Source organism: Pseudomonas koreensis (genome assembly GCF_036668835.1).
In the GTDB taxonomy this organism is placed as follows: Bacteria; Pseudomonadota; Gammaproteobacteria; order Pseudomonadales; family Pseudomonadaceae; genus Aquipseudomonas; species Aquipseudomonas koreensis_I.
Genome location: NZ_JAZEVW010000010.1, coordinates 129,313 through 145,397, shown reverse-complemented (window position 1 = coordinate 145,397; position 16,085 = coordinate 129,313). Strand labels below are relative to the sequence as shown.

Sequence of the window (16,085 nt, the reverse complement as noted above, 5' to 3'; positions counted from 1 at the left end):
TGGAGCTGTTGCAAAACCCTGTGGGAGCGAGCTTGCTCGCGAAGGCGTCCTGTCAGTCAACCTCTATGTTGAATGATCTACCGCTTTCGCGAGCGAGCTCGCTCCCACAGGCACGGTGTTTACAGCTTTGGAGCTGAGAATGAGCTGCGCAGCCTTCTCGCCAATCATCAGCGTAGGCGAACACGTGTTGCCGGAGATGATCCGCGGCATGATCGACGCGTCGGCCACGCGCAGACCGGGTACGCCGTGCACGCGCAGTTGCGCATCGACCACCGCATCGCCGTCGTTGCCCATGCGGCAGGTGCCGACCGGATGGAAAATCGTCGTGCCGATTTTCGCCGCGGCGTCGTGCAGTTGCTCCTCGGTTTGCAGGCTCTCGCCCGGCAGATATTCGACCGGTTTGAACCCGCGCAGGGCAGGGGCACTGACGATGCGTCGGGTCAAACGAATCGCGTCCGCGGCCACACGCAGATCTTCAGGATGGCTCAGATAATTGGGGTTGATCAGCGGCGCCTGCTGCGGGTCCGCCGAGCGGATCTCGATGCGCCCACGGCTTTGCGGACGCAGATCGCACACCGAGGTGGTGAATGCCGGGAAGCTGTGCAACGGCTCGCCAAAACGCTCCAGCGACAGCGGCTGGACGTGGTATTCGAGGTTCGCCGAAGTCTGCTCCGGCCCCGAACGCGCAAACGCGCCCAATTGACTAGGCGCCATCGACAGTGGCCCGCTGCGGTCATACAAATAACGCAAGCCCATGCCCATCTTGCCCCAGACACTGCCGGCAATCTGGTTCAGCGTGCGCGCATTTTCCAGTTGATAGATCAGCCGCAGTTGCAGGTGATCCTGCAAGTTGCCGCCAACGCCCGGCAGTTCATGAATCACGCCGATGCCCAAGCGTTCGAGCAGTGGTCGAGGTCCAATCCCGGAGCGCTGCAGAATGCTCGGCGAGCCCACCGAGCCAGCGCACAGGACAATCTCCTTGCGTGCCGTGAACTGTTTGATCTGGCCTTCATGCCGCGCGCTGACTTTCGATGCGCGACCATCCTCCAGCAGCACGCGGTCGACCTCAACGCCAGTCAGCACGGTCAGATTTGCGCGGTTGCGCAGCGGTTTCAAGAACGCCTTGGCGGCGTTCCAGCGCACCCCGGCTTTCTGGTTGACCTGAAAGTAGCCGCAACCCTCGTTGTCGCCCTGATTGAAGTCGCTGACGCTGGCAATTCCGCTCTGCTCGGCGGCACTGCGAAAGGCATCGAGAATCGGCCATGACAAGCGCTGTTGCTCGACCCGCCATTCACCCTGGGCACCATGAAAATCAGCGCTGCCGGCAAAGTGGTTTTCGCTCTGTTTGAACAACGGCAGAACGTCGTTCCACGCCCAACCGGAATTGCCTTCGGCCGCCCAGCCGTCGTAGTCGCTGGCCTGGCCGCGCATGTAGATCATGCCGTTGATCGACGAACAACCGCCCAGCACTTTGCCGCGCGGATAGCTCAGCACTCGGCCGTTGAGCCCGGCCTGATCCTCGGTTTTGAAACACCAGTCGGTGCGCGGGTTACCGATGCAGAACAGGTAACCGACCGGGATGTGAATCCACGCATAGTTGTCGCGGCCGCCGGCTTCGAGCAACAGCACCCGGCGCTGCGGGTCCGCTGACAATCGATTGGCCAGCACACAGCCGGCCGGACCGGCGCCGACCACGATGTAGTCGAATTCATCGAGGGAAGTCTGCATTCCCTGACCTCGCTTTTTGTTTTTATTGTCGGACACTCTAGTTGTTAGCTTTCGTTAAAAGAATGTTAGTTTTTGCGCAGCCGCTGTGCGTTTTCAAACAGCTTGCATCGACCTTCGCTGACAAGGACACGCCATGTTCGACTGGAACGACCTGCGGTTTTTTCTCGAACTGCAACGCAGCGGCCGCCTCCTCACCGCCGCCCGCCGGCTTAACACCACCCATGCCACCGTCGCCCGGCATATCGAAGCCATCGAGAAAAGCCTCGGCACCGCGCTGTTCGTCCAGCACGCCCAAGGGTATGAAATGACTCCGGCCGGGGAGGCACTGCTCAAACATGCCGAAGCGATGGAAAACGTCGCGCTGCTGGCCCAGGAAGAAATCACCCAATCCACCGCGCCGCTGGGCAAGATCCGCGTCGGCGTGACGGAGGGCCTCGGCGTCAAATTTCTTGCCAGCCGCATGATCGGCCTGTTCGAACGCTATCCGGGACTGGAAGTGGAGCTGGTCGCCGTACCGCGCTTCGTCAGCATCCTCAACCGCGAGGCGGAAATCAGCATCCATCTCGAACGCCCGGCGGCCGACATGCTGGTCACGCGCAAACTCACCGACTACCGACTGGCGCTCTATGCCAGCCAGGCCTACCTGGACAAAGCGCCCCCGCTGCACAGCCGCGAAGACCTTGGCCGTCATGCGTGGATCGGCTATGTCGACGATCTGCTCTTCAGCCAGGAACTGATGTTCCTCAACAGTTTCTGCCGCAGCCCGCGCGTGGTGTTTCACAGCACCAGCGTCATCGCCCAGCAGGAGGCCGCACGCTCAGGACTGGGCATTGCGGTTCTGCCTTGCTACATGGCCGCGTCAGATCCGGAGCTGGTGCCATTGCTGGCGGATGAAAGCATCGAACGCAGTTATTGGATCAGCACTCGCCGCGAGCTGCACAAGTCGGTGCGCTTGCGCGTGGTCTGGGATTATGTGGTGGGATTGTGCGAGGCGGAGCAGGGGTTGTTGCTCGGTTAGCCGGTACACAGAAATCACCTGTAGGAGTGAGCCTGCTCGCGATAGCGATGTGTCCGTCAAGAATGATGTTCAATGATAGACCTGCTCGGAGCAGGCTCACTCCTGCAGGGGCAGCATTTCAGGTTGCGAAATATATGGATATCCGTATATTCGATTTCCCGTATGTGTTGGGCTCACCCCATGCTCACTCCCACCGAAGTCTTCAAAAGTCTCGCCGACGAAACCCGCCTGCGCGCCATGCTGCTGATCGCCGCGCAGGGAGAACTTTGCGTGTGCGAACTGATGTGCGCGCTCAGCGACAGCCAACCGAAGATCAGCCGCCACCTCGCGCAATTGCGCAACAACGGCCTGGTGCTCGATCGGCGTCAAGGCCAGTGGGTCTATTACCGCCTCAACCCGGATCTGCCGGCGTGGATCGCGCAAATCCTGCAAATGACGTCCGAAGCCAACACCGCTTGGCTGCAGGACAACGCCGCCCGCCTGCAGAACATGCACGGGCGTCCGGTTCGTGAAGCCGCGTGTTGCTGATGGAGCAAAAAACCATGCGAGTCCTGTTCATGTGCACGGCCAACAGTTGCCGCAGCATCCTTTCTGAAGCGATGTTCAATCATCTCGCGCCGGCAGGCTTCGAGGCGGTGAGTGCCGGCAGTTGCCCCAAGCGGCAGGTATTGCCGCGCAGTCTGCAGACGCTGCAAAAGGCCGGAATTGCCATCGACGGTTTGTACAGCAAAGGCAACGACGCGTTCGCAGGCAACCCGCCGGATGTCGTTATCACGGTGTGCGGCAACGCCGCGGGCGAACCTTGTCCGGTGTACTTCGGCCCGGCGCTGAAAAGTCATTGGGGGCTCGAAGATCCTTCCAGCCTCAGCGGTGACGAAGCCAGCATCGACGCGGCCTTCCACGCCACGCTGATGCGCATCGGGCGGCGCTGCCAGGCCTTCCTCGATCTGCCGTTTGCTCAACTCAGTCGCGATCAGCTGCAAGTCGAACTCGATCGTATCGGCAAGTCTTAAGGAGGCTCCATGTCAGACCACCTGCCCAACCTTGATGCCAGTCTGTTCGATGCCGCCAAACCGACGACCCCGGATACGCACAAGCCGCGGATCCTGCTGCTCTACGGCTCCACCCGCGAACGCTCGTTCAGCCGTTTGCTGGTCGAAGAGGCGGCGCGCCTGCTTGAGCACTTCGGTGCTGAAACGCGCATTTTCAACCGCTATTCCGAACGCAAGGAAAGCGCCGAGCAATTGATGGCGCGGGTCAATCAGCGTTCGATCCGACAATCGGCGACTCGCCCTGAACACTTCTGGGGCGAATCAGCTAAACCGTCACACCCCGGCCAAACCGCTCCCGATAAACCGAAGGCGGCACTCCCACGACCCCGCGAAACGCGACCCTAAAACTCTCCACCGAGCGATACCCGCAGCGCTCGGCAATCTGTTCAGTCTGCTGATCCGTGCTCTCCAGCAACTCCCGCGCCCGCGCCAGTCGTTCATGCTGCAACCACGCCTTGGGCGACTGTCCGCTGGCCTCGGTAAACCGTCGTAGAAACGTGCGCTCGCTCATCGCCGCTTCGCTGGCCAGATCGCGCACCTCCAGCGGTTGATGCAGCCGCTCGCGGGCCCATTGCATGACTCGCGACAGATCATTGCGCGGGGTGGCGCTGACCGGCGTCGGAATGAACTGCGCCTGGCCGCCGGTGCGTTGTGGCGACATCACCAGTCGCCGCGCGACGCTGTTGGCGACCTGGGTGCCGAAGTCACGGGCGACCAGGTGCAGGCAGGCGTCGATGCCGGCGGCGCTGCCGGCCGAGGTGATCAGTTGGCCGGCGTCGACATAGAGCACGTCCGGGTCGACTTCGATGGCGGGAAAGCGCTGCGCCAGTTCGTCGGAGTAGCGCCAGTGCGTCGTGGCGCGGTGGCCGTCGAGCAAGCCAGTGGCTGCCAGCACGAAGACGCCAGAACAGATCGACAGCAAGCGCGCGCCGTTGGCGTGGGCCTGGCGCAGTGCAGCGAGCAATGTTTCCGGTACCGCCGCGTTGCGATCGCGCCAGCCGGGAATAATGATGGTGCGTGCTTCGGCCAATATTTCCAGACCGCCATCGGCCAATACCTGAATGCCGCCCATGGCGCGCATCGGGCCCCGATCGACTGCCGCAATCGCATGCGTATACCAAGGAAAATCGAACTCCGGCCGGGCGAGGCCGAAGATCTCCACGGCGATGCCGAACTCGAAGGTGCAGAGGCCGTCGTAGGCGAGAATCGCCACCAGATTGGAGGAGGTCGGCATTTGGCGGAAAGTTCCCGGTAGGTGTCTTGTCCGCCACTGTAGCGGCAAGCGGGCCGGCGATAAAGTCTGTTCACCCCTGAACAGAAGCAAGGAGCCACACCCATGACCAGCCTGGTTCGCGACATTCCTGCCGCCCCCTCGGCGATTGCCCTGATGCACTTCAGCAATCGTCTGACCTTCGAAACCGATTGTTCCGACGTGTTCAGCAGCTACGAGGTCGGCGATGTTGACTTTGTCCTGGTGGACGTGCGCGGGCCGCTGGCGTTCGAACGCGGGCATGTCCCGGGCGCGATCAATATCCCGACGCGCTTGCTCACCGCGACCGAGCTGGCGAGCTACCCAAAAAGCACGCTGTTCGTGGTCTATTGCGCCGGCCCGCATTGCAACGGTGCGAACAAGGCTGCGGTGAAACTGGCGGCGCTCGGCTACCCGGTCAAGGAGATGATCGGCGGTGTCACCGGTTGGCTCGATGAAGGGTTCGTGCTGAGCGTTGCACAACTGGCCAAGGCCCCGATCGCCTGCGAATGCTGACGGACTTTTAGAACAATTCTGAGCAAAAACGGCGCTTGTCCTACAGCCTTTGCACCACGACGGCGCAGCCTTTGACCCCGGTCAAGCGCTGCGCCGAACTTACATAAGTATTTGTCGCTTAAACACAATTTGCCCTGTGCGCGCCGCCATAGACTGCCGGCCACGTCGGTTTTTGCCGTTCCAAGGCCGGACCGAACGCTGACTTGAAGCTGCCAATAAAAGCCTCCGCACACAGGAGTTATAAATGAACAAGCTAGTGATGTTCGGTGCCCTGGCACTGTCGATGTTGTCTCTGACCGCCGTGGCCGCCGACGCCAAGCCGATCCGCATCGGTATCGAAGCCGGTTACCCGCCATTCTCGATGAAAACCCCTGACGGCAAACTCACCGGTTTCGACGTCGATATCGGTGATGCGCTGTGCGCGCAGATGCAGGTCAAATGCACCTGGGTCGAGCAGGAATTCGATGGCCTGATCCCGGCGCTGAAAGTGAAGAAGATCGACGCGATTTTGTCGTCGATGACCATCACCGACGACCGCAAGAAAAACGTCGATTTCACCATCAAGTACTACCACACCCCGGCGCGCTTCGTGATGAAGGCAGGCTCGGGCGTGAAAGACCCGCTGACCGAGCTCAAGGGCAAGAAAGTCGGCGTGCTGCGTGCCAGTACCCACGACCGCTACGCCACCGAAGTGCTGGTTCCGGCCGGGATCGAACTGGTGCGCTACGGCTCGCAGCAGGAAGCCAACCTCGACATGGTGTCTGGTCGTATCGACGCGATGCTGGCCGACTCGGTCAACCTCAGCGACGGTTTCCTGAAAACCGACGCCGGCAAAGGCTTCGAGTTCGTCGGCCCGACCTATGAAGACGCCAAGTACTTCGGCGGCGGCGCGGGCATTGCGGTGCGCAAGGGCGATACCGCGCTGGCCGAGCAATTCAACAAAGCCATCACCGAAATCCGCGCCAACGGCGAGTACAAGAAAGTTCAGGACAAGTACTTCGACTTTGATGTGTACGGCCATTAATACGCCGTAGAAAAAAGTGGCCCCGTTTGCGCGGAGGCCACTTTTTTTGTGCTTTCTTCCTACCGACGAAGAACCTGTAGGAGTGAGCCTGCTCGCGATAGCGGTTTATCATTCAACATCTTCATTGACTGACAGACCGCTATCGCGAGCAGGCTCACTCCTACAGGGGATTTGTGTCGCGCTCATATTTCAGGAGTTTCCCCATGCAACGCATCGACCACACCCTGCCCTGGAGCCACTTGGGCAGTGAGCGTTTTCTCAGCGTGTTTCGCTATGGCGCAGGCAGCCGCAAGGTGTACATCCAGGCCAGCCTGCACGCCGATGAATTGCCGGGCATGCGCACCGCGTGGGAGCTCAAGCAACGTCTTAACCAACTCGAGCAGCAGGGCCGTTTGCACGGCGTGATCGAGCTGGTGCCGGTGGCCAACCCGATCGGCCTCGATCAGCATGTGCAAGGCGCGCACATGGGCCGTTTCGAGCTGGGCAGCGGCAAGAATTTCAACCGCGCGTTCGTCGAACTCAGCGCGCCGGTTGCGGCGCTGGTCGGCGAGCAGTTGGGCACGGATGCCGAGGCTAACGTCGCGCTGATCCGCAAGGCGATGGGCGAGGTATTCGATGCGCTGCCGGCGCCGGCTTCGCAACTGGAAGCGCTGCATCGGCTGTTGCTGCGCCATGCCTGCGACGCCGATATCACCCTCGATCTGCATTGCGATTTCGATGCGGCGATTCACCTCTACGCACTGCCGCAACACTGGCCGCAATGGCGATCGCTGGCAGCGCGCTTGCAGGCCGGCGTAGCACTGTTGTGTGAAGACTCCGGTGGCAGCTCGTTTGATGAATCCTGCTCGACGCCGTGGTTGCGTCTGGCACGGGCGTTTCCGCAGGCTGCTATTCCGGCGGCGAATCTGGCGACCACGCTGGAGCTGGGTAGCATGGGCGACACCCGGGTCGATCAGGCGCAGGCCAATTGCGAGGCGATTCTGGGTTTTCTCGCCGAGCAGGGTTTCATCAGCGGCGAATGGCCGGCGGCGCCAAGTGCATGTTGCGAAGGCCTGCCGTTCGAAGGCACCGAATATTTGTTCGCACCGCACCATGGCGTGGTGAGTTTCCTGCGTAGTGCCGGCGAATGGGTAGAGAAGGGCGACGCCTTGTTCGAAGTGGTCGACCCGTTGCAGGACCGCGTCAGCATCGTGCGCGCCGGCACCAGCGGCGTGTTGTTTGCGCTGGATCGCGGGCGCTATACGGAGCCTGGGATCTGGCAGGCGAAAGTGGCGGGGCGGGTGCCGTTTCGCACTGGCAAGCTGACCAACGACTGACAGTTTTGCGCCGGATTCACCGGCCTCTTCGCGAGCAGGCTCGCTCCCACAGTTGGAATGCGTTCTCCTGTGGGAGCGAGCCTGCTCGCGAAGGGGCCATCAGCAACTCCAGAGCATTTGGTTACCCGGCTCAGAATGTTAGGCTCCCCCCGAACCCGACACTCTGTGAAGGAACGCTGCAATGTTGAAGATATTCGCTCTGCTGACCCTGCTCGCATCCACCGCCGTGCACGCGCAAACCACGCTGCAATCCGATCTGCCGCTCAAATACCTCGAACAGGTTTACCCCGATGTCGAGCCGCGGCCGCTGGTAATTTTCCTGCACGGGTACGGCAGTAACGAAGCCGATCTGATCGGTATGAAGTTTCAGCTTCCGGCGCAGTACAACTACCTGTCGGTGCAGGCGCCGATGGCGCTGGGTGAAGGGCGTTACCAGTGGTTTCGCAAAAAGGGCGAAGGCGCCTACAACGGCGAGACCGATGATCTCAAGGTCAGTGGCCAGAAGCTGCGTGAGTTCATCACTCAAGCCACGGGCAAATATCACACGACCCCGGACAAGGTGTACCTGATCGGCTTCAGCCAGGGCGCGATGATGAGTTACGAAGTGGGGCTGCGGCCGCCCGTGGTCATCGGCGGGTTTGCCGCGTTGAGCGGACGCTTGCTGCCGGTGCTGAAAAGCGAGTTGAAAGCCGATCAACCCCCGCTGCCGCTGCACATTTTCATCGGCCACGGCACCGCCGATAATCCGGTGCCGTACCGCCTCGGCACCGAAGCCAACGCGCAACTGCAGAAGCTCGGGTACAAACCGCAGTTTCATGCCTATCCCGGCATCGGCCACAGCATCACTCCGGTCCAATTGCGCGACCTGAACGGCTGGCTGCAGCAGCTCAATCCTTGAGCAGGGTCTTGATCAGCGCGTCATGACCTTGCTTGTCGCTGGCGCGGGAGATCACCTGCACCAGCGCCATCTTCGTCCCGGAGCCAGCCATCAAAGTGGTGTTGAGGGTCTGGCCGCCGCCCTGAGTGGCAGTGCTGTCGACTTGGCGCAAGCCGAGGCCGGTGCCTTTGCGAGTCAGGCTTTTTTCGCTGAGCTTGTTGAAATCCGGCAGCGCTTTACGCTGGTCTTCGATGAAGCTGGACACGGCACCGTCGAGAAACGGCCCGTCGTTGTCCTTGACGTTCTGCCCTTGCGGAATCTGGTTTTCAGCGGCGATGACCACGGTTTTCGTCGCCTGGTTGGTGTACATCGTGCCCTTGGCGCCGCTCGGGCTTGGCGGCAGCGGGTCGGCGACGAAGCCTTTGGGCAGGACGAAGCTGAACTTGCCGTCGAGCAGCGAGACTTTCTCGCTGGTGGCTTTTCCCTTGGCCGCTTGTGCGTTGATCGCGCCGAGAGCGGCAATCGCCGACAGCAGCAGGACGGCAGCTTTTTTGCTCAACAATGACATGTGAATCTCCGTGGGATGGTCGCGCGAGGCGGGCGATGATCCCACGGAGCAGGGCGCACGTTCCAGCCCGATTCGCCCGAGCGGTTACTGCGCCGGCGCTCTGGCCACTGGCCGGGCCAGCAGTTTTCTGGTCACCCCGAGCATGGCCACCGACACCGACACCGCCACTCCGACGATGAAACCGTTCAGGCCGAGGCTCGGCAAGGTCAGCGCCGACACCAGACAGAACGCGGAAAATGAATACATGCCGGTCGCCGTCGCCCGCAACAGCGCGGCGGTGAAGGCCGGGCCGCGGGTCTGTTGCGAGAACACCGCCATCACGCTGCCGAGCACCGGGAACACCGCGAGCAAACCGCTCCAGCGCTCGCCGACGGTGCTGGCCAGCATCGTCACCGCCAACGTCAGCGCGGCACCGGCCAGCATGCGCCAGACCAGTCGGTCGGACTTTGGCGCAGGACCGTTCAGCACCGGCTGCACCTCCGGAAACAAGTAAGGCGAGGCCAGGAGCGCAATCGCCGCCGCCGCCAACGAAAACGGCAACGACGGCGGCACCAGTGACAGCAGCAGCGCCAGTACGGTCCAGGCGGCCAGCGAGGCCGCGAGTGCCCACGGCCAGTTCGCCCGTTGTGCCACCTGCGCGTAGGTGATGCAGAAGGCAATCATCGCAAACATCGCCGATAACGCCGCCACCGCCGATTGCGCGGCAAACTCCGGCCCCTGTTCGATGGCGAGGAAAAACAGAATCGGCCCGACCACCACCGGCAACCCCGACAGCCATCCGGCCACACTCGGCCCCCAGCGTTTGCCCGCCAGCGAGATCAGCAGAAGGAAGGCCGGAATCAGCAGCAGTTTGAGGATCAGCACGCAGGTGTCTCCCGTCGAGATGCAGGTAGGCCACGTTAGCACCGTGGCAAAGCGATTGCTGACTATGTTTGCAATTTCTGTATACAAAAACGTGAAAGCAAATACAGCTATGCTCTGACTGTCAGGGCTGGCCGGAAGCGATGTGCGATGAACAAATCCTCAAAAATGCTCCGCGGTTGCTGTGGCATCGGCCTGTGGGCGCTGTTGCTGACGCCGACCTGGGCCAATTGGCAGGACGCGGTGCCGGGTGCGCAGATCATTGGCAGCGGCGAGTTCAGCGTGTTCGGTTTCGACGTTTACGATGCACGGCTGTGGAGTGCGTCGCGCCCGCTCGCCACGGATCAGCCGTTTGCGCTGGAGCTGATCTACCGTCGCAAGATTTCCCGCGATGATCTGGTACAGGCCAGCGTTGACGAGATCAAACGTCTGTCCTGTAATCGAGTGAGCCCAGCGCAACTGGCCGGTTGGCAGGCGCAGATGGAGCAATCGTTCGTCGATGTGCAGTCCGGCACACGCATTACCGGGGTGTATCTGCCAGGGCGGGGCGCGCGGTTTTTTGTCGGCCAGCGCTTGCAGCACGAGATCGACGATCCACAATTCGCCCGTGCGTTTTTCGACATCTGGCTCGACCCGCGTACGCGCAATCCCGATCTGCGCGAGCAATTGTTGGGCACCCGCCAACCTTGACCTTCCACCGCACCGGGCGAACCGTCTAAGCTGCGTCCTTTCGACTTGTTTCTGGATGTGTGCGTGAAATTCAGCTTGCCCAAACTCGCCACCGCGCCGTTTTGCCCGCCGGAAGTGGCCGGCAGTGTTGCGGTCGACCCTTCTGCCTCGTTCTTCAAACGTGTACTGCGTTTTGCCGGCCCCGGTCTGCTGGTGTCGATCGGCTACATGGACCCCGGCAACTGGGCGACGGCGATCGAGGCCGGCTCGCGGTTTGGTTACAGCCTGTTGTTCGTGGTGCTGCTGGCAAGCCTGGCGGGGATGGTCGTGCAGTGTCTGTGTTCGCGGCTGGGCATCGCCACCGGACGCGATCTGGCGCAACTGTCGCGCGAGCGTTACAGCACGCCGACCGCGCGCTTGCAGTGGGTGTTGGCGGAAATCTCGATCATCGCCACCGACCTTGCCGAAGTGCTCGGTTGCGCGCTGGCGTTTCACTTGTTGCTCGGTTGCTCGCTGACCTTCGGCATCGCGCTGACCGCGTTCGACACGCTGCTGGTGCTGGCCCTGCAGAATCGCGGCTTCCGTCGTCTGGAAGCGATCATGCTGGTGTTGGTCGCGACCATCGGTGTGTGTTTTTTCGTCGAATTGCTGTTGATCAAACCCTACTGGCCGGACGTCGCCCAAGGCTTCAAACCCTCGCTTTCAGCGATCGGCGATGCCGCGCCGTTGTATCTGGCCATTGGCATTCTTGGCGCCACGGTGATGCCGCATAACCTGTATCTGCACACCTCGATCATGCAGACACGGATGATCGGCAAGGACCTGGCGAGCAAGCAGGACGCGGTAAAACTGGCGCGCATCGACACCATCGGTTCACTGGCGCTGGCGCTGCTGGTCAACGCGGCGATCCTGATCCTTGCAGCGGCGGCGTTTCACCAGTCCGGGCATACCGAGGTGGTGGACATTCAGGACGCCTATCACTTGCTCGATCCGCTGGTGGGCGGCGCGCTGGCCAGCGTGTTGTTCGGCGTGGCGCTGCTCGCCTCGGGGCAGAGCTCGACGTTCACCGGCACTATCGCCGGGCAGGTGATCATGGAGGGTTATCTGAACCTGCGCATCCCGTGCTGGCAGCGCCGGTTGATCACACGAGGGCTGGCGCTGATTCCGGCGTTCATCGGCGTGTGGCTGCTGGGCGACGGCGCGATCGGCAAGCTGCTGGTGCTGAGTCAGGTGGTGTTGAGCCTGCAACTGCCGTTTGCCTTGTATCCGTTGATCCGCATGACCAATGACAAGCAACTCATGGGGCCGTTTGTAAATCGCTGGCCGACGCGGGTGTTGGCGTGGGGGTTGTTTGTAGTGATCAGTGGGGCTAATAGCTGGCTGATTCTGCAGTGGGCGGCTTGAGCCACTGACAGACAACTCTCTCCATAAGGGGCGGCGCGAGCATTTGTCGACGTGACGCCGCGGCATTGGCCTTCAGTCTCTTTTCTTTGCGCCAACCTTGTTCCCTCCCGGATGATCTGCGACCATGCGCGCAATATAGGGGTAGGGGGTATAGGTATGTCGCACATTCATGAACACAAAGACGAGTTGCTCAACCGCGTTCGGCGCATTGCCGGGCAGGTGCAAGCGGTAGAGAGCGCCTTGGTGGGCGATGCCGATTGCGCCAAGACCCTGCATCTGGTTGCAGCGATTCGCGGAGCGGTCAATGGCCTGATGGAGCAGTTCATTGAGGCGCACACGCGCGAACACGTGGCCCACCCTGACCTTAGTGACGAAGCGCGTGCCCAGGGCGCCGAAGATTTGCTGCAAGCCATCCGTCGTTACTCCAAATGAGCGATCGCATCATGAGCCTGACGCCCAAGGCTGAGCACCTGCGCCACGACCACCAGTTTCTCGGTGCGTCGCATAACGAAAACGCGCGCCGCACCTTGTGGGTGGTGGCGCTGACTTTGGTGATGATGGTCGGTGAGATCTTCGCCGGTTACATGACCGGGTCCATGGCGTTGCTGGCGGACGGCTTCCATATGGCCACCCACGCTGGCGCATTGGGGATTGCCGCGGCAGCCTACAGTTTCGCCCGGCGCAATGCGCACAACAGCCGTTACAGTTTCGGTACTGGCAAAGTCGGCGATCTGGCCGGGTTCGCCTCGGCCATGTTGCTCGGCCTGGTGTCGCTGGGGATTGCCGGCGAATCGATCCTGCGCTTGTTCCAGCCCACCACGGTGGCATTCGGTGAGGCCACAGTGATCGCCATCGTCGGGCTGGCGGTGAATCTGGTCAGCGCCTTTCTGCTGATGGGCTATCACGGCCATGACCATCATGGTCACTCGCACGATCATCACCACCATCACGACAACAACCTGCGTTCGGCGTACGTCCACGTGCTGGCCGATGCGTTGACGTCAGTGCTGGCGATTGCCGCCTTGCTGGCGGGGCGCTATCTGGGTTGGGTCTGGCTGGATCCGGTGATCGGTATCGTCGGTGCGGTGGTCATTGCCAAGTGGGCCTATAACTTGATGCGTGACAGCGCGGCGGTCTTGCTTGATGCCACCGACGAAGCCGTGGCCGTTGAAATCCGCGAGTTGCTGGAAGCCTCGGGTGATCTGCGTATCAGTGATTTGCATGTCTGGCAGGTCGGCCCGCAATCGCGGGCAGCGATTGTCAGCGTCGTGGCCGCAGCGGGTGTCACTGCCGACGCCGTTCGCGAGCAGTTGGCTGCGGTGCACGAGCTGGCACACCTGACGGTCGAGCTGCACCAAGTTTAAAGTCGGGTATCAGCACAATCACATCGCCCGCTGCGACACGCACACCGGCAATCTCGCAGGGTGCGGCGCCAAAGCGCCGGGGTTTCTGCCGGACTGACCGACGAGAGGCCGACCTGGGCCTTGAACCGCGTGCGCGGGCTCTATACTGTATATGCACCCAGTAAAGAGCCCGCACCATGCAAATCATCGACAAGCTGAGCATTCTCGCCGACGCCGCCAAGTACGACGCGTCCTGCGCGAGCAGTGGCGCGCCCAAGCGCAGTTCAGAGGGCAAGAGCGGGCTGGGCTCGACCGATGGCATGGGCATTTGCCACAGCTACACGCCGGACGGGCGTTGTGTGTCGCTGCTGAAAATCCTGCTCACCAATTTCTGTCTTTACGATTGCCAATACTGCGTCAATCGCCGTTCCAGCGATGTGCCGCGCGCACGGTTCACCCCCGAGGAAGTCGTGGCGCTGACGATGGATTTCTACCGGCGCAACTGCGTCAGCGGGCTGTTTCTCAGCTCCGGCATCATCCGCTCGGCGGACTACACCATGGAGCAACTGGTGCGGGTGGCGAAGCTGTTGCGCGAGGAGCATGAGTTTCGCGGTTACATCCATCTCAAGACCATTCCCGAGGCCGATCCGGCGCTGATCGCGGAAGCGGGGCGTTATGCCGATCGCCTGAGTGTCAATATCGAACTGCCCACCGATGCCAGTCTGCAAACATTGGCGCCGGAGAAGGATATCGGTTCGATCAAGCAAGCGATGAATACCATCTACACCGGGGTGCAGACCGTGCTCAACGAGCCACGCGCGCCGAAGTTCGCCCCGGCCGGGCAGAGCACGCAATTGATTGTCGGTGCCGATGACACCGACGACAGCACCATCCTGCACAGTGCTCAATCCTTGTATGGCAATTTCCGCCTGCGCCGGGTTTATTACTCGGCGTTCAGCCCGATCCCCGACAGTCCGAAAAGCGTGCCATTAGCCGCGCCACCGCTGATGCGCGAGCACCGTTTGTATCAGGCTGATTTCCTGTTGCGCAGTTATGGCTACAGCGCGGACGAACTGCTCAAGGGGCCGGGCAATCTGGCGCTCGACATCGACCCGAAACTGGCCTGGGCGCTGCAGAATCGTGAGGTGTTCCCGCTGGATCTGAATCGCGCCGAGGCCTCATTGATCGCGCGCATTCCCGGCATCGGCCTGCGCACCACTGAACGACTGGTCGAGTTGCGCCGACAGCGACGCATCCGCTACGAAGACGTCGCGCGCATGCGCTGCGTGTTGGCCAAGGCCAAGCCGTTCATCATCACTAGCGACTACCATCCGCAGCAGGCCGAAGTCACCAGCCACATGCTCTATCAGCAATTGCGCGACCGGCCGATGCCGCAGCAGATGGGGTTGTGGGGATGATCAATCTCGATTGCGACGACCTGTTCGATACCTGGCGCCAGCAGGCGCGCTGGCTGCTCAGCCATGAAATCGACCCGAGTCTGGTGAGCTGGGCCTCGCAGGGCGTGGGTGATCTGTTTGCCAATGACGAGCCGGTGCCCGAAGGGCAGGGACCGTTTCAGGCGCGCATTCCGCGAACGTTGCTCGACACACTGGAACAGGCCTCGCGCTATCGCGGTGATCAGCGCTGGAGTTTGCTGTACGAAGTGTTGTGGCGCGTCAGCCACGGCGACCGTACCGCGATGATGGCCGGCGACAAACTCGGCAGCGAGTTGCAGCGGCGGATCAAACAGGTGAGTCGTGAAGCCCATCACCTGCATGCGTTTGTGCGCTTTATCGAACGGCCCAAAGACAGCGCCGGCCCCGAATACGTGGCGTGGCATGAACCGGCTCACGACGTTCTGCACAGCGCCAGCGCGCACTTCATCGGGCGCATGGGCCGCCATCGCTGGCTGATCGCCACGCCGCTGGACGGGGTTTATTACGATGGCGAGCAACTGATCCATCAGCGCCAATGTCCGGTGGAATGGCAGCAATTGGCGCAGAATGTTGACGATCCCCATGGTGATTTGTGGCTGACCTATTACAGCCACATCTTCAATCCGGCGCGGTTGAACCCAAAAGTCATGCAAGGGCATTTGCCGGTGCGGTTCTGGAAGAATCTGCCGGAGGGGGAATTGATCCCCGGGCTGATTACGCAGGCGCGGATGGGCAAGCAGGGGGATGGGCAGGCGAGTGGGATTGCGGAGCGGTCGGGTAAGCGGATTGCGCTAAAAAAGCCAGTAGCAAACCCTCACCCTAACCCTCTCCCAGAGGGAGAGGGGACTGACCGAGGTGTTCGGACTTGATTCATCGACCTGAACTATCGAGTCGAACTCAGGTTTTGAAAAGCCCAACGATCGGCTCCCTTTCCCCCTCGCCCCCTTGGGGGAGAGGGCTGGGGTGAGGGGGCGAGGATCGCCAGCACGACACAGAAATATCGGTCGAGCTCAATAAAAAAAAA

At 61.5% G+C, this 16,085-nt stretch carries 17 protein-coding genes and 1 pseudogene; 14 read left to right on the top strand and 4 right to left on the bottom strand.

The window, feature by feature from the left end; all coding sequences use genetic code 11:
- Positions 1-63: 63 nt before the first annotated feature.
- Entirely contained in the window at positions 64-1,728 is a 1,665-nt protein-coding gene (locus V6F91_RS23880) for a GMC family oxidoreductase (protein WP_332768782.1), read from the bottom strand.
- A 133-nt stretch (positions 1,729-1,861) separates the two neighbouring features.
- On the opposite strand from V6F91_RS23880, the gene V6F91_RS23875 reads away from it, so the two are divergent.
- The 4 genes and pseudogenes from V6F91_RS23875 to V6F91_RS23860 all read left to right on the top strand — a co-directional run.
- Complete coding sequence (locus V6F91_RS23875) at positions 1,862-2,746, top strand: LysR family transcriptional regulator (protein ID WP_332768780.1); 885 nt, start codon at positions 1,862-1,864, stop codon at positions 2,744-2,746.
- A 180-nt stretch (positions 2,747-2,926) separates the two neighbouring features.
- Entirely contained in the window at positions 2,927-3,274 is a 348-nt protein-coding gene (locus V6F91_RS23870; protein WP_332768778.1) for a metalloregulator ArsR/SmtB family transcription factor, read from the top strand.
- Positions 3,275-3,288: 14 nt separating this feature from the next.
- On the top strand, positions 3,289-3,759 hold the full coding sequence (locus tag V6F91_RS23865; RefSeq protein ID WP_332768776.1) for an arsenate reductase ArsC: 471 nt from the start codon (positions 3,289-3,291) through the stop codon (positions 3,757-3,759).
- A gap of 9 nt (positions 3,760-3,768) precedes the next feature.
- Positions 3,769-3,957 (top strand): annotated as a pseudogene (locus V6F91_RS23860) (NADPH-dependent FMN reductase); the annotation flags it as partial.
- A 106-nt stretch (positions 3,958-4,063) separates the two neighbouring features.
- Here V6F91_RS23860 and ftrA read toward each other — a convergent pair.
- Positions 4,064-5,032: a transcriptional regulator FtrA gene (gene ftrA / locus V6F91_RS23855; protein ID WP_332768774.1), complete on the bottom strand. Its 969-nt coding sequence runs from the start codon at positions 5,030-5,032 to the stop codon at positions 4,064-4,066.
- 102 nt (positions 5,033-5,134) lie between these two features.
- Here ftrA and V6F91_RS23850 point away from each other — a divergent pair, with 102 nt between their 5' ends.
- The 4 genes from V6F91_RS23850 to V6F91_RS23835 all read left to right on the top strand — a co-directional run bounded on the left by V6F91_RS23850 (position 5,135) and on the right by V6F91_RS23835 (position 8,801).
- A complete protein-coding gene (locus tag V6F91_RS23850) occupies positions 5,135-5,563 on the top strand; it encodes a rhodanese-like domain-containing protein (protein WP_332768772.1) in 429 nt (142 codons plus the stop codon).
- A 244-nt stretch (positions 5,564-5,807) separates the two neighbouring features.
- Entirely contained in the window at positions 5,808-6,587 is a 780-nt protein-coding gene (locus V6F91_RS23845) for an ABC transporter substrate-binding protein (protein ID WP_258448764.1), read from the top strand.
- Between the two features lie 203 nt (positions 6,588-6,790).
- Positions 6,791-7,903 carry a succinylglutamate desuccinylase/aspartoacylase family protein gene (locus tag V6F91_RS23840; RefSeq protein ID WP_332768765.1) on the top strand — a complete coding sequence of 371 codons (1,113 nt, stop codon included), beginning with the start codon at positions 6,791-6,793 and terminating at the stop codon, positions 7,901-7,903.
- 181 nt (positions 7,904-8,084) lie between these two features.
- Positions 8,085-8,801: an alpha/beta hydrolase gene (locus V6F91_RS23835; protein WP_332768763.1), complete on the top strand. Its 717-nt coding sequence runs from the start codon at positions 8,085-8,087 to the stop codon at positions 8,799-8,801.
- On the opposite strand, the gene V6F91_RS23830 is transcribed toward V6F91_RS23835, so the two are convergent.
- Positions 8,791-9,348, bottom strand: coding sequence for a hypothetical protein (locus V6F91_RS23830; RefSeq protein ID WP_332768761.1), 558 nt, complete (start codon positions 9,346-9,348; stop codon positions 8,791-8,793). The genes V6F91_RS23835 and V6F91_RS23830 overlap by 11 nt on opposite strands.
- 84 nt (positions 9,349-9,432) lie before the next feature.
- Positions 9,433-10,212 (bottom strand): hypothetical protein, encoded by a 780-nt coding sequence (locus V6F91_RS23825; RefSeq protein WP_332768759.1) that lies wholly within the window; start codon positions 10,210-10,212, stop codon positions 9,433-9,435.
- 147 nt (positions 10,213-10,359) lie between these two features.
- Between V6F91_RS23825 and V6F91_RS23820 the strand changes: the two genes are divergently transcribed.
- The 6 genes from V6F91_RS23820 (at position 10,360) to V6F91_RS23795 (ending at position 15,930) form a co-directional block, all read left to right on the top strand.
- The gene (locus V6F91_RS23820) at positions 10,360-10,899 is read left to right on the top strand and encodes a chalcone isomerase family protein (protein WP_332768757.1); all 540 of its coding nucleotides are present in this window, start codon (positions 10,360-10,362) and stop codon (positions 10,897-10,899) included.
- Positions 10,900-10,962: 63 nt separating this feature from the next.
- Entirely contained in the window at positions 10,963-12,282 is a 1,320-nt protein-coding gene (locus V6F91_RS23815) for an Nramp family divalent metal transporter (protein WP_332768755.1), read from the top strand.
- A gap of 156 nt (positions 12,283-12,438) precedes the next feature.
- The gene (locus V6F91_RS23810; RefSeq protein ID WP_332768753.1) at positions 12,439-12,714 is read left to right on the top strand and encodes a metal/formaldehyde-sensitive transcriptional repressor; all 276 of its coding nucleotides are present in this window, start codon (positions 12,439-12,441) and stop codon (positions 12,712-12,714) included.
- Positions 12,715-12,725: 11 nt separating this feature from the next.
- On the top strand, positions 12,726-13,646 hold the full coding sequence (gene dmeF, locus V6F91_RS23805; RefSeq protein ID WP_332768932.1) for a CDF family Co(II)/Ni(II) efflux transporter DmeF: 921 nt from the start codon (positions 12,726-12,728) through the stop codon (positions 13,644-13,646).
- A 176-nt stretch (positions 13,647-13,822) separates the two neighbouring features.
- Positions 13,823-15,043: a putative DNA modification/repair radical SAM protein gene (locus V6F91_RS23800; protein WP_203421651.1), complete on the top strand. Its 1,221-nt coding sequence runs from the start codon at positions 13,823-13,825 to the stop codon at positions 15,041-15,043.
- Positions 15,040-15,930: a TIGR03915 family putative DNA repair protein gene (locus tag V6F91_RS23795; protein ID WP_332768750.1), complete on the top strand. Its 891-nt coding sequence runs from the start codon at positions 15,040-15,042 to the stop codon at positions 15,928-15,930. The genes V6F91_RS23800 and V6F91_RS23795 overlap by 4 nt, the downstream gene beginning before the upstream one ends.
- Positions 15,931-16,085 lie beyond the last annotated feature (155 nt).

Excerpts from the sequence above, each read along its gene's own strand:
- V6F91_RS23810 (WP_332768753.1), top strand. The coding sequence starts at position 12,439 with ATGTCGCACATTCATGAACACAAAGACGAGTTGCTCAACCGCGTTCGG.
- V6F91_RS23800 (WP_203421651.1), top strand. The coding sequence starts at position 13,823 with ATGCAAATCATCGACAAGCTGAGCATTCTCGCCGACGCCGCCAAGTAC.
- V6F91_RS23850 (WP_332768772.1), top strand. The coding sequence starts at position 5,135 with ATGACCAGCCTGGTTCGCGACATTCCTGCCGCCCCCTCGGCGATTGCC.
- V6F91_RS23875 (WP_332768780.1), top strand. The coding sequence starts at position 1,862 with ATGTTCGACTGGAACGACCTGCGGTTTTTTCTCGAACTGCAACGCAGC.
- V6F91_RS23880 (WP_332768782.1), bottom strand. The coding sequence starts at position 1,728 with ATGCAGACTTCCCTCGATGAATTCGACTACATCGTGGTCGGCGCCGGT.
- V6F91_RS23845 (WP_258448764.1), top strand. The coding sequence starts at position 5,808 with ATGAACAAGCTAGTGATGTTCGGTGCCCTGGCACTGTCGATGTTGTCT.
- V6F91_RS23865 (WP_332768776.1), top strand. The coding sequence starts at position 3,289 with ATGCGAGTCCTGTTCATGTGCACGGCCAACAGTTGCCGCAGCATCCTT.
- ftrA (WP_332768774.1), bottom strand. The coding sequence starts at position 5,032 with ATGCCGACCTCCTCCAATCTGGTGGCGATTCTCGCCTACGACGGCCTC.
- V6F91_RS23820 (WP_332768757.1), top strand. The coding sequence starts at position 10,360 with ATGAACAAATCCTCAAAAATGCTCCGCGGTTGCTGTGGCATCGGCCTG.
- V6F91_RS23870 (WP_332768778.1), top strand. The coding sequence starts at position 2,927 with ATGCTCACTCCCACCGAAGTCTTCAAAAGTCTCGCCGACGAAACCCGC.
- dmeF (WP_332768932.1), top strand. The coding sequence starts at position 12,726 with ATGAGCCTGACGCCCAAGGCTGAGCACCTGCGCCACGACCACCAGTTT.
- V6F91_RS23835 (WP_332768763.1), top strand. The coding sequence starts at position 8,085 with ATGTTGAAGATATTCGCTCTGCTGACCCTGCTCGCATCCACCGCCGTG.
- V6F91_RS23830 (WP_332768761.1), bottom strand. The coding sequence starts at position 9,348 with ATGTCATTGTTGAGCAAAAAAGCTGCCGTCCTGCTGCTGTCGGCGATT.
- V6F91_RS23840 (WP_332768765.1), top strand. The coding sequence starts at position 6,791 with ATGCAACGCATCGACCACACCCTGCCCTGGAGCCACTTGGGCAGTGAG.
- V6F91_RS23795 (WP_332768750.1), top strand. The coding sequence starts at position 15,040 with ATGATCAATCTCGATTGCGACGACCTGTTCGATACCTGGCGCCAGCAG.